We start from the raw sequence: 12,396 nt of genomic DNA, 5'->3' as shown, positions 1-12,396 counted from the left end.
ACCCGTAATAGTTATACAAAAAATTGGAAATGCAAAAACTTGTATAAGTTTTGGGATGTACTAACGTGTACAGTAGGAACAAATGTATAACTAACAAAGGGTTGTTATGAATATCGAAGCCGTCAGTGAGGTTTACGGAAAACTGAGCAAAGACAACCTGTATTTGCTCGAAGACATTTATCACAAGGACGTGGTGTTTGAGGACTCTGCTCACCGTTTCGAAGGCTGGGATCAGCTCTCTGCGTATTTCGACTCTCTATATACTAACGTCATTCAATGCGACTTTCACATCCGTCATCACCAACAAGTAGAAGACACGGGTTTTCTTACTTGGACGATGAAGCTTGAGCACCCAAAACTCAACGGCGGGCAGCCTGTTGAGGTTAACGGGGTCAGTCAGATCCGCTTTAGCGGAGACCGCGTGATTTACCATCGCGATTATTTCGATTTAGGCGAAATGCTGTATGAGAACATACCGCTGCTTGGTGTGGTCATCAGAAATATTAAGCAAAGGTTAGGGAAGTAACGTTATGGAGCATCAGTCGGTATTCATCACAGGCGCTTCCTCAGGAATAGGACGGCAGTTGGCTGAAGACTATGCCGCAACGGGTATACATGTCTACGCGTGCGGTCGTTCGGAAATAAAACTAGAAGAAGTGAAAGCAGGCCGAGACAATATTACTACCCTGAGCTTCGACGTGACTGACATAGAGCAGGTCAACCAAGCCATCAGTGCTCTAACAGATCCCCCGACGCTTTGGTTAGTGAACGCTGGGGACTGTGAATATATTGATAATGGCGCGCTTGATGCTGGTCTGATTGCGCGAGTGATGAACGTCAACGTCAACGGCAGCGTGAATGTGTTAGCGGCTATCCAAGACAGACTCGATGAACGTCACCACGTTGTTGTCGTGAGCTCTATTGCAGGTGAATTGGCTTTGCCACGCTCTGAAGCCTATGGTGCATCAAAAGCCGCAATTACTTATTTAACCAGAACATTGCAGCTTGATTGGCAGCACAAAGGCGTATTGGTGAGTTGTGTGTTTCCTGGCTTTGTAAAAACACCACTCACCGACAAAAACGATTTTGACATGCCAATGATAGTCTCGTCAGAAGAGGCATCAGTGGCAATACGTGAAGGCATTGATAAGCGCCAAGCGACGATTTACTTCCCGAAAAAGTTTACCTCTATTCTTAGGGCAATTGCAGCTTTGCCCTATCGTTGGCAAACCAAAATAGTGGCTAAACTTCTATAAAAGAAATTAAGGATAATAATGAAGATTGCAATTGTAGGAACCGGAATATCAGGCCTAACGTGCGGGCATTATCTACATAAAGACCACGAAGTAACGTTATACGAGGCCAACGACTATATAGGGGGCCACACAGCGACCATCGATGTTGAACACGAGGGTAAGCAGTACGCTGTTGACACTGGCTTTATCGTCTACAACGACCGCACTTATCCAAATTTCATCAAAATGATGAACGAAGTTGGGGTGAAAGGTAACCCAACTCAAATGAGCTTTAGTGTAAAGAATGCGGCAAATGGTCTTGAATATAACGGGCATACTATTCCAACTCTATTTGCTCAAAAACGCAATCTACTCAACCCAACCTTCTACCGCTTCATCTTCGAGATTTTAAGGTTTAACAAACTGGCTAAAGCGTCTGCCGATGACGACAGCTTAGTAGAGCAAACTCTGGGTGAGTTTTTACAATCGAACGGCTTTTCGGATTACTTCACTCAAAACTATATCTTGCCAATGGGCGCAGCGATTTGGTCGTCGACGTTGGCAGACATGCGTGCGTTCCCGTTACGCTTCTTCCTGCGCTTTTTCTTGAATCACGGCTTACTTGACGTGGTGGATCGCCCGCAATGGTATGTGATTGAGGGTGGTTCGCGCGCATACATTGAACCTTTGACTCGAGGTTTTTCGGAATGCATACGACTGAACTCACCAGTAAGTCGTGTTGAACGTCATGATAATGGCGTCAGTGTCACATCAAACGGCGAGACCGAACGTTTTGACAGAGTCATCTTTGCCTGTCATAGCGATCAGGCTTTGGCGATGATAGAGGATGTTTCAGATGAAGAGCGCGAAATTCTAGGCGCAATGGCATACCAAGATAATGAAGTCGTTCTGCATCGAGACACTAGCGTATTGCCAAAGCGCCAAGCGGCTTGGGCTTCATGGAATTACGCATTAGATGGTGGTGAGGGCGAGCAGCAACGCTTACCGACATTAACGTACAACATGAACATCTTGCAGCACATCGAATCAGAAACCACCTTCTGCGTGTCTCTGAACTCAGCAGACAAGATCCAGCAAGATAAAATACTGCGTACCTTCAATTACAGCCACCCAGTCTTTACTACCGAGAGCATTGCCGCTCAGCAGCGACGAGAGGAGTTATGGGGCAAGAGTAACACTTGGTTCTGTGGTGCCTACTGGTACAACGGTTTCCATGAGGATGGCGTTCGTAGCGCACTAGATGTGGTGAAAGGAATCGAACAAGAGGCTTCGCAAACAGCGCCAGTTGCGGAAACGCTGGCGCGAGGAGCGGCGTAATGTCTGTTTCAAGCCGCTTGATGATTGGTGAGGTCGGACATCGGCGGTTTACACCGACTAAGCACCACCTCTCTTATCCGCTGTTTATGCCCGCTATCGATCTTGATGAGGTCGATACCCTCCAACGTCGAGTGTGGGGTTTTGGACGTCGCTGGTGGCATTGGGCTCGGTTTAAGCGTGAGGATTACATTGGTGATGGTGACTTAAAGTTAGCGGTTCAAGACAAAGTCCTTGAACTGACCGGCGAAAAGGTTAGCGGCAAAGTCATAGCAGTATGTCACCTTCGTTACATGGGTTTGTATTTTAGTCCGGTCAACTTCTACTATTTATATGATGAGAAGAACCAATGGCGATATTTACTGGCAGAGGTGAGTAATACACCTTGGAATGAAAGACATTATTATGCCTTAACCGCTGAATCTGGTGACGAAAACGTCAATTGGCAGCATGACAAAGCGTTTCATGTGTCACCGTTTAATCCGGTTGACCAACGTTACCACTGGAAGCTTAAACCTTTGAATGAACGGCTATTTGTCCACTTGGAGTGTCATAAACCCAACAAAGTCTTCGACGCGACACTTCAGATGAAAGCGCAGCCGTTCACGTCATCTTCTTTACTAAAACAATTGGTCAAAACACCCATAATGGCCGTAAAAGTTGTGGCTGGAATATATTGGCACGCCTTTAAGCTATGGCGAAAGGGGGTACCAATATACGACCATCCAGGAAAAAACAAAAAAGAATTTTCGCAGCAATCGAATTCTAAGAATTAGGGAGAATTCCAATGTTACAAACTACGTCCCTAGACGTGCCAAAGACGCTCACAGGCTTACAGAAAACCGCGAAAGGTGTTGCCTTTGGGTGTTTGCAGAAATTGGAAATTGGTACGTTAACTATCATCGAGAGCTTTTATAGCGACGGTGCGTGTACACGCCAAGTGGAAGAGCGCTTTGGCTCACCACGATCAAATGAACCAGCGGCCGTCATCGAAGTGAAGCATCCTGAATTTTACCGACGCTTGCTTCAAGGTGGGAGTATTGCCGCTGGTGAGGCGTATATGGATGATTGGTGGGATAGCCCAGATCTTTCTGCGTTAATGGAGCTGATGGCACTTAACCTTGCCGCCTTGGATTCGATTGAAGATAAATCGAGCCTGCTGACCCGAATCATGTACAAGCTGGGTCACTGGGTGAATCGTAACACGGTTACTAAATCGAAAGAGAACATTGAGGCGCACTATGACCTAGGGAACAGCCTTTATGAAACTTTCCTCGATGACCGAATGCTGTACTCATCAGGCGTCTATCAACAAGACACAGACACCTTAGAGCAAGCGCAGATCAATAAAATGGATCGTTTGTGCCAGCAACTGAAACTGCAACCGAGCGACCATGTGATGGAAATTGGCACAGGTTGGGGCGGCATGGCGATTTACATGGCGAAACATTATGGCTGCCGTGTCACAACCACCACCATCTCTGAAGAGCAGTATGCATATGCGCAGCAAAGGGTTGCCGAAGAGGGGCTGACAGATAAAATTATCCTGCTTAAACAAGATTATCGTCTGCTTGAGGGGCAATTCGACAAGTTAGTTTCAATTGAAATGATTGAGGCAGTGGGTAAGCAGTTTTTAGTTTCCTACCTTAAGAAGTGCCAATCGCTACTGAAACCCAAAGGTTTGATGGCGATACAAGCGATTACTATCGCCGACCAGCGCTATGATTATTACTCTGACAACGTCGACTTTATCCAGAAATACATTTTCCCTGGTGGCTTCTTGCCTTCCATTACCGCGCTAACATCAAACACCACTAAGCACACCGATTTGATCGTCCGCGACTTATTCGACATTGGCCAGGATTACGCGAAAACCTTAGTGGACTGGCGCCTTCGTTTTGAAGCGGCGTTAACACGCGTGCGTGAGCTCGGATACGACGAACGTTTTATCCGTATGTGGCGTTATTACTTCTGCTACTGCGAAGGTGGCTTTAGAGCGAAGAGCATCAGTACTGTCCATGTCACGTTTCAGCGCGGCCAATAGTATCAGCTAAATGGAGTAGAGCGATCATGAGTCGTGGATGGAAGTTGTTGATAGTGAGTACTTGGTTCCAACTGATGTGGGCGCTATCCGTATTGGGTCAGGAGCGTTTTCAATGGCTCGCACTTGCCATCGCAGCGATCACCGTTGTGACTACCTTCAAACAGCTCAACCTGTCACTGCCTATCTGGGGAGCTATTGTTGGGCTGGGTTTAGTCGTGGATAGTGCGAACGCACTGGCTGGTGTGTTGGTCTTTGATTCGACGTTGATTCCTATATGGCTAGTGGCTCTATGGCTTATTTTTTCTTGGTATGCGAACTTTCTTGCTAGTTATCTGACATCTTATCCGATTTCCATCGTAGTAATAGTGGGTGGTGTGGGAGGAGCGCTAAGTTACTTCGCAGGATTCAAACTCGGCGCTGTGGATACACACCTTTCTATTTTTACGATGATGGCGCTACTTTTTTTGCAATGGGTTGCCATCGTGTTCGTTGTTCTTCGATTGAGCACATACTCGGAGCGGAAGGTGAGTCATGAAAGCTAAAGGGTTACTTGGATTAGGTTTAGCGTTGGCAGTGGGCAGCGCCTCTGCAACCAGCGACAGACCCGTGAGTTATGAAGGTTGGGGACAGTGGAAAGTCGTCGGAGAGGCTCAGCTCTCATGGCTGTTCTTTGATATATACCGCTCACAGCTGCTTGCGCCCCAAGGCACTTATGCGTTGGGAAGCGATGTGTCTCCTCATCCTATCGCGCTGCGCATTGAGTACCAGCGTGATATTAGCCGAGACCAGTTACTGGAAGCGACGCTCGATCAATGGGAGAAAATGGGCATCGATAAAGAGACACGAAGTCGTTGGATTGCGAAGCTGTATGACATTTTTCCAAGTGTCGCCGATGGCCATCAGCTGATATACGTGACCGACGGTGCTTCGGGTAATTTCTACTATTTAAACCGCGACAAACCGATGCAGAACGTGGGCCGTATTGAAGATGAGTCTCTCAATGACGGTTTTCTGTCGATTTGGTTGGGCAATAATACTCAGTACCCTAAGCTACGCGCTCAGCTGATAGGCATGAATCGACAATAAGGAATAATAATGAAACGTATGCGGTGGTTGGCTTCATTCTTGGTGCTTCCTCTCGTCCTACTGCTCAGTGCTTGCAGTGCTGATTTGAAGGACTATCAAGGTTCTAATCCCGAGTTTAATTTATTTGAGTACTTTGAAGGCGAAACAAAGGCTTGGGGCATGGTGCAAGATTACACCGACAAACAAACCCGTCGCTTTGAAGTCATTATTGTTGGCACTGTACAGGGAGATCAGATCACACTGGTTGAAGACTTCGTGTTCGACGATGGCGAATTGGATCAGCGTATTTGGACAATAGAGCGACTGGCTGATGGAACATACCAAGGCCGAGCTGACGATATCATCGGTGAAGCCAAAGGCGAGGTGGTTGGTAACGCGCTTCGTTGGCAGTATGACTTTGAATTGGAAGTCGACGGTTCAACGTACACGGTAGCGTTTGATGATTGGATGTACCGGCAGGATGACAAACATCTGTTCAACCTAACTAGCATCCGCAAGTTCGGTATGGAAGTTGGAACAATTACCCTGTTTTTTCAAAAGCAGTAGGGTTCCCAAAGCAGCATCTCTGCCGCTACAAGGACTTGGTACACAGACGTAAAAACGGCGGCGATATCATTATCGCCGCCGTTTTATTTTGCACTCAAACTAGCGCTATCGCTAAGTAGAGTCGTCCAGCATTACAGCTTATCAGTTAGCTCGATAGCTTGACCGATGTAGTTCGCTGGTGTCATTTGTTTTAGACGCTCTTTTTCGTCTTCTGGAAGCTCTAGGCCGTCGATGAAGTTACGCATCGCTTCACCGTCAACACGCTTACCACGAGTCAGCTCTTTTAGCTTCTCGTATGGCTTCTCGATGCCGTAACGACGCATTACTGTTTGTACAGGCTCTGCCAATACTTCCCAGTTTTTGTCTAGTTCAGCAAGAAGCGCTTCACGGTTTACTTCTAGCTTGCTGATACCTTTAAGCGTAGACGTGTAAGCGATGATCGCGTAGCCACAGCCAACACCTAGGTTACGAAGTACTGTTGAGTCAGTAAGGTCACGCTGCCAGCGAGAAACAGGCAGTTTTTGTGCTAGGTGAGCGAAAACTGCGTTTGCTAGACCTAGGTTACCTTCTGAGTTTTCAAAGTCGATTGGGTTAACTTTGTGAGGCATAGTTGAAGAGCCGATTTCGCCAGCGATTGTCTTCTGCTTGAAGTGACCAAGAGCAATGTAACCCCAAACGTCGCGATCGAAGTCGATCAGAATGGTGTTGAAACGTGCAATCGCATCGAATAGCTCAGCAATGTAGTCGTGTGGTTCGATCTGAGTTGTGTATGGGTTCCAAGTTACGCCAAGAGATTCAGTGATGAACTCTTCGCTGAACTTGTGCCAGTCTAGCTCAGGGTATGCAGAAAGGTGAGCGTTGTAGTTACCTACTGCGCCGTTGATCTTACCTAGGATTTCTACAGACTCGATTTGCTTGTATTGACGTTCCATACGGTAAGCAACGTTCGCCATCTCTTTACCCATTGTAGTAGGGGAAGCTGGCTGGCCGTGCGTACGAGAAAGTAGTGGAATATCACGGTACTCTTCAGCCAGTTTGCTGATAGCGTCGATGATGTTACGGATTTCAGGAAGAACAACCGTGTCACGAGCTTCTTTAAGCATTAACGCGTGAGACGTGTTGTTGATGTCTTCAGAAGTACAAGCGAAGTGGATGAACTCGTTTACAGCGTGAAGCTCTGGTACACCCGCTACTTTTTCTTTTAGGAAGTACTCAACCGCTTTAACGTCGTGGTTAGTTGTACGTTCGATTTCTTTAATGCGAGCCGCGTCTTCTTCGCTGAAGTTAGCCGCTAGTTCATCAAGAAACTGGTTCGCTTCTGCACTGAATGCTGGAACTTCTTTGATTGCATCCGTAGCTGATAGTTTTTGCAACCAACGAATTTCAACGATAGAGCGGTACTTTAGTAGGCCAAACTCACTAAAGATGCTGCGAAGTGCAGTTGTCTTACTACCGTAACGGCCGTCTACTGGTGAAACAGCAGTCAATGCTGACAGTTCCATGATGTTCTCCTGAATTGGGTTTCTAAATTTCGTGAGCTTTATACCAATAACTGCGGCATTTGTCACGAACATTGCGCAAACGTTTGCGCTAGATGTATTTTGGTAGAAAAAGTAAACTCGCACAGGGTGCGAGTTTGTATTCGATGCCTCTAGCAGAGCATCCTTAAAGCGTGCACCAAGCCTTGAGCAGATTCCTGCCTGCGCAGGAATGACCGTAGTCTAGAGTTTTACTAACCCCAATCAGTCGTCACCCCTGCGAAGGCAGGGGTCTACTTAAAGCGAATACTTGTTCTGAATTGATGCGAATCTACGTAGTAAAAGCTCCTAGAAGCTTAATGGCAACGCATTGTTGAATTACATTCGAGCAAGCAGAATCTGTGCTTGTTCAATCATTTTCTTGCGTCCGAAAACTAAGTGTCTACGCTTACCACCTACTTGTCGCCATAAAACAGCACTACGAATACCAGACAGTAGCAGAGCGCGTACTTTCTGCTGCGTAGAGGTTTGCTGAAGTACTGCTGGAGTCCCCGTCACTTGAATGCGAGGTCCAATTGGGCTGATGACGTCTAAGTAAACGCTAGCGAGGTTGCTGATCATTTGCTCATCGAGTAGCTCATAGTGATCAAGTTGACGCTCAACCATTTGCAAGCGGTCACCAAGCTGCGCCATAGCGTCATTGCGAGAGTTTAGTTTACGTTCTAGAGCCATCAAGCTAATGATATAGCGGGTGATTTCGCTACCCGTAGGGGTGCTGTCGATCCCATTCACTAGGCACTCGAGTCCGATTTTTAGATCAGACTCGATACCGAACACGTCAAGTGTATTCGACGGGTTCATGTTAGTGATCGCTTTGATTGAGGTTTCAAACGCGTCTGAATCACAGTAACCGTCTTTAGCAACACGTTGAACGAGGGCAACGGCTTGGCAAATCCCTGCAAACGCTATAGTACGGTCATAAAGTGTATTAGCCACGTAGTTCTCCTAAGAAAATAATCTGCGAATTGTGTTTAGATGCGCTCTTCGATGATGCCGCCACCAAGACAAACATTGCCGCTGTAGAATACCGCAGATTGACCTGGGGTGACTGCGACTTGTGGCTCATCAAAGATCACTTTAATGTTTTCATCGTCGATAGGAATGATAGTACAAGGGATATCCTGTTGACGATAACGGGTTTTCACTGTGCATTGTAACGGCTGCGTGATCGCTTGGCGATCAACCCAGTGCAGTTGCGAAGCGCGAAGTCCATTAGATTTTAGCAGTGGGTGGTCAGCACCTTGTACCGCGATAAGGACATTGCGTTTCAGATCTTTCTCTGCAACGTACCAAGGGTCTTCGTTGCCACCACCGCCTTTTTGGCCGCCAATATGCAGACCTTTACGTTGACCGAGCGTGTGGTACATAAGACCTTGGTGTTCACCGATTTCTTTGCCTTCAGGCGTCTCAATTTTACCCGGTTGTGCTGGCAAATAGCGAGACAAGAAGTCTGTAAATTTGCGCTCACCGATAAAACAAATACCTGTTGAGTCTTTTTTCTTGGCCGTAATCAGACCTTGCTCTTCAGCAATGCGTCGTACTTCTGGCTTCTCAAGTTCACCCACTGGGAACAAGCTGCGCGCAACTTGGTCGTGGCTTAACGTATAAAGGAAGTAGCTTTGGTCTTTATTGCTGTCTAGGCCACGTAACATTTGTGGCGCTTCACCGTTCTCAGGGAAAGTGCGGCTTACATAGTGCCCCATGGCAATATAATCAGCATCTAGCACTTCATCTGCAAACTCTAAGAACGCTTTAAACTTGATTTCTTTGTTACAAAGAATGTCTGGGTTTGGCGTACGACCTGCTTTGTATTCTGCAAGGAAGTATTCGAAAACATTGTCCCAGTACTCAGCCGCAAAGTTGATCGTATGCAGGTGGATACCTAGCTTGTCACAAACCGCTTGTGCGTCGGCAAGATCTTCCGCTGCTGTGCAGTATTCCTCGTTATCATCTTCTTCCCAGTTCTTCATGAACAGGCCTTCTACTTGGTAGCCTTGCTGTTTCAGAAGATAGGCAGAAACAGAGGAGTCTACACCGCCGGACATCCCGACAATCACTTTCTTTTGGCTGTTATCAGACATGTATAAATACCACCTAATTAAATTGGACGCCGATTCTAGCAGAAACCAAACCAGCAATACAGTTCCGCGAGATGAATCACACTTTTCTAACCCCCTCAAATGCGTCCTAATAGGGAGAAAAACAAGGCTTATAACAAAAAAATTGATACGTAAACGTTTGCTAAAATTGCGTATGTTGCCGAGGTAATCTATACAGAGGTAGAATCGCCGCCCTTAACCCTTCTTATTTACTTATGACGAAGACAACCGTATGAAATTCCCAGGCCAAAGAAAGTCAAAGCACTACTTCCCTGTTCATGAGCGAGACCTGCTCGTTAGCCAATCGCAAATCAGCAAGAAGATGTCACGTACGCACATCATTGGTATTGACCAAACCTTGGTGGACATTGAAGCAAAAGTTGACAGCAGTGTGATCGATAAGTTTGGCCTAAGTAAAGGGCACTCGTTGGTTATTGATGACCAAGCGGCGGAAGCTTTATATAACGAGTTGAAGGATAAAGAGCTGATCACCAATGAATACGCTGGTGGCACGATTGGTAATACGTTGCACAACTACTCTGTATTAGCGGACGATAAATCGGTTCTGCTTGGTGTTATGAGTGCTGATATTAAGATTGGTAGCTATGGTTACCGCTATCTGTGTAATACGTCTAGCCGAATGGATCTTAATTATCTTCAAGGTGTAGAAGGTGCAATTGGCCGCTGCTTTACCTTGATTACCGAAGATGGTGAGCGAACTTTCGCAATCAGTGAAGGGCAGATGAACCAACTTCGTGCGGATAGTATTCCTGAAAAAATCTTCAAAAAAGCGTCGGCTTTGGTTTTAACCGCGTATTTGGTGCGTTGTAAAGATGGCGACCCAATGCCAGAAGCAACAATGCAAGCAATCGAATACGCCAAGAAATATAATGTTCCAGTTGTATTAACACTCGGTACGCGCTTCGTTATTCAGGACGACCCTGAATATTGGCGCGACTTCTTGAAACAGCATGTTTCTGTTGTTGCAATGAATGAAGATGAAGCGGAAGCACTCACTGGAGAAAAAGATCCATTAGCAGCTTCAGATAAAGCGCTTGATTGGGTTGATTTGGTGCTTTGTACTGCTGGCCCTGTCGGTTTGTACATGGCGGGTTATACAGAAGATGCGTCTAAACGTGAAACGAGTTTACCTCTATTACCTGGTTGTATTGCTGAATTCAATCGTTTTGAATTTAGTCGACCAGCGGTAAAAGACGCCTGTGATAATCCTATTAAAGTCTATTCACATATTGCGCCTTATATGGGCGGCCCAGAAAAGATTAAGAATACCAATGGCGCGGGTGATGCGGCGTTGTCTGCGTTGTTACATGATATGGCGGCAAATAAATACCATAAAGAAAATGTACCTAACTCAAGCAAACACCAGCATACTTTCTTGACGTATTCATCATTCTCACAAGTGTGTAAGTACTCGAACCGAGCAAGTTATGAGGTATTGGTTCAGCATTCACCTCGTCTTTCTAGAGGTTTACCTGAAAGAGAAGATAGCCTTGAAGAGGCTTATTGGGAAAGATAAAAAGAAAGCGCCAGTTATTGGCGCTTTCTTTATAAATGACTAAAGGAGTTTGAATTAAATTTCAAACTCTTCTAGAGATTTGCCTGCGTCTAGTGCTGCTTGGATAACAGAAGGTGTACGACCTTGACCTGTCCAAGTTTTTTCTGCGCCAGTTGCATCTACATATTTGTATTTTGCAGGACGTGGAGCGCGCTTAGCCTTTGCTTTACCTTTAGATTCACCAGAAAGCGCAGCAATAAGGTCTTCAACGTCAATGCCGTCTTGAGCGATCATCTGCGCATATTCAGTTAGCTTAGCTTCACGAGCTTGTTTCGCTTCACGCTCTTCTGCTTCTGCTTCTTGTCTTTCACCAACAACAGTTGTTAGTTTTTCTAGTGCTTCTTCCAGTTGCTCAAGAGTAAGTTCACGAGCAAATGCACGCAGGCTACGAATATTAAGTAGAGTTTTAGTTAATTCAGACATGACATTCCCATGAGTTATTTATTTGGTTTCGATTAATRATAAACATCAAATTTAAAATTGACAATATTTTCATTGGGTGAAAACAATAAAAATAAGAATTCTTACAAAAACTTGATAATTGAAGATGATAAACGTGCTCAAAACCTGACGCTCAGGAAAGATTGACGCAATATTGATTCAATTGTGAATCTTTCTTCATAAAAGACGCTACAATTTTGGATTTTGTTGCATATTGTACTAGGAGCCTGTTTTGTAGAGCAAATCAATAGAGATAAAGTAATTATTCAAATTACTATTGATGTATTTATAACCGCAATGTCGTGAAAGAGTTTATAAAACAATATGGAATACGTCGCATAAATCGCTAAAAATGTGATTTTCTTTACTAAAAAGCGTCGAGATAGCTTTGAGACTATGATGTTTACAAGGTGAGTCAATTCTTTACCAAGTTGCAACATCATTCATGTTGCAATTGACGATTTCATAAGTACAATGGCTCGCACCTAATGCAAGA

13 protein-coding genes are annotated in these 12,396 nt (G+C 45.5%); 9 read left to right on the top strand and 4 right to left on the bottom strand.

Features of this window, described 5'->3' with window-relative positions; genetic code table 11:
* The first annotated feature begins 106 nt into the window (after positions 1 to 106).
* The 8 genes from L4C42_RS07845 to L4C42_RS07810 are packed head-to-tail and all read left to right on the top strand — an operon-like array spanning position 107 to position 6,246.
* The gene (locus tag L4C42_RS07845) at positions 107 to 526 is read left to right on the top strand and encodes a nuclear transport factor 2 family protein (protein ID WP_353496605.1); all 420 of its coding nucleotides are present in this window, start codon (positions 107 to 109) and stop codon (positions 524 to 526) included.
* A 4-nt stretch (positions 527 to 530) separates the two neighbouring features.
* Positions 531 to 1,256 (top strand): SDR family NAD(P)-dependent oxidoreductase, encoded by a 726-nt coding sequence (locus L4C42_RS07840; RefSeq protein WP_353496604.1) that lies wholly within the window; start codon positions 531 to 533, stop codon positions 1,254 to 1,256.
* Positions 1,257 to 1,274: 18 nt separating this feature from the next.
* The gene (locus tag L4C42_RS07835) at positions 1,275 to 2,573 is read left to right on the top strand and encodes an NAD(P)/FAD-dependent oxidoreductase (RefSeq protein ID WP_353496603.1); all 1,299 of its coding nucleotides are present in this window, start codon (positions 1,275 to 1,277) and stop codon (positions 2,571 to 2,573) included.
* Positions 2,573 to 3,346: a DUF1365 domain-containing protein gene (locus tag L4C42_RS07830; protein WP_418642068.1), complete on the top strand. Its 774-nt coding sequence runs from the start codon at positions 2,573 to 2,575 to the stop codon at positions 3,344 to 3,346. The genes L4C42_RS07835 and L4C42_RS07830 overlap by 1 nt, the downstream gene beginning before the upstream one ends.
* Positions 3,347 to 3,357: 11 nt before the next feature.
* Positions 3,358 to 4,614 (top strand): class I SAM-dependent methyltransferase, encoded by a 1,257-nt coding sequence (locus tag L4C42_RS07825; protein WP_429759999.1) that lies wholly within the window; start codon positions 3,358 to 3,360, stop codon positions 4,612 to 4,614.
* Positions 4,615 to 4,640: 26 nt separating this feature from the next.
* Positions 4,641 to 5,156, top strand: coding sequence for a DUF2878 domain-containing protein (locus L4C42_RS07820; RefSeq protein ID WP_429759997.1), 516 nt, complete (start codon positions 4,641 to 4,643; stop codon positions 5,154 to 5,156).
* Positions 5,146 to 5,700 carry a chalcone isomerase family protein gene (locus L4C42_RS07815; RefSeq protein ID WP_353496599.1) on the top strand — a complete coding sequence of 185 codons (555 nt, stop codon included), beginning with the start codon at positions 5,146 to 5,148 and terminating at the stop codon, positions 5,698 to 5,700. Before L4C42_RS07820 ends, L4C42_RS07815 begins: the two co-directional genes overlap by 11 nt.
* Before the next feature lie 18 nt (positions 5,701 to 5,718).
* Positions 5,719 to 6,246 carry a DUF3833 domain-containing protein gene (locus tag L4C42_RS07810; RefSeq protein ID WP_353498712.1) on the top strand — a complete coding sequence of 176 codons (528 nt, stop codon included), beginning with the start codon at positions 5,719 to 5,721 and terminating at the stop codon, positions 6,244 to 6,246.
* A gap of 131 nt (positions 6,247 to 6,377) precedes the next feature.
* On the opposite strand, the gene purB is transcribed toward L4C42_RS07810, so the two are convergent.
* The 3 genes from purB to mnmA all read right to left on the bottom strand — a co-directional run bounded on the left by purB (position 6,378) and on the right by mnmA (position 9,865).
* Positions 6,378 to 7,748 carry an adenylosuccinate lyase gene (purB, locus tag L4C42_RS07805; protein ID WP_353496598.1) on the bottom strand — a complete coding sequence of 457 codons (1,371 nt, stop codon included), beginning with the start codon at positions 7,746 to 7,748 and terminating at the stop codon, positions 6,378 to 6,380.
* 354 nt (positions 7,749 to 8,102) lie between these two features.
* Positions 8,103 to 8,720, bottom strand: coding sequence for a high frequency lysogenization protein HflD (gene hflD, locus L4C42_RS07800; RefSeq protein WP_418642070.1), 618 nt, complete (start codon positions 8,718 to 8,720; stop codon positions 8,103 to 8,105).
* 35 nt (positions 8,721 to 8,755) lie between these two features.
* The gene (mnmA, locus tag L4C42_RS07795; protein WP_353496596.1) at positions 8,756 to 9,865 is read right to left on the bottom strand and encodes a tRNA 2-thiouridine(34) synthase MnmA; all 1,110 of its coding nucleotides are present in this window, start codon (positions 9,863 to 9,865) and stop codon (positions 8,756 to 8,758) included.
* Between the two features lie 250 nt (positions 9,866 to 10,115).
* Between mnmA and L4C42_RS07790 the strand changes: the two genes are divergently transcribed.
* Positions 10,116 to 11,420 (top strand): inosine/guanosine kinase, encoded by a 1,305-nt coding sequence (locus tag L4C42_RS07790; RefSeq protein ID WP_112460465.1) that lies wholly within the window; start codon positions 10,116 to 10,118, stop codon positions 11,418 to 11,420.
* Between the two features lie 54 nt (positions 11,421 to 11,474).
* Here the strand turns inward: L4C42_RS07790 and L4C42_RS07785 are convergent, their stop codons facing one another.
* Positions 11,475 to 11,882 (bottom strand): H-NS family histone-like protein, encoded by a 408-nt coding sequence (locus L4C42_RS07785; protein WP_353496595.1) that lies wholly within the window; start codon positions 11,880 to 11,882, stop codon positions 11,475 to 11,477.
* Between the last annotated feature and the right edge of the window lie 514 nt (positions 11,883 to 12,396).

This window comes from Vibrio wakamikoensis, from assembly GCF_050337275.1.
Lineage (GTDB): Bacteria > Pseudomonadota > Gammaproteobacteria > Enterobacterales > Vibrionaceae > Vibrio > Vibrio chaetopteri.
This window is presented reverse-complemented; position numbering and strand designations above follow the sequence as displayed.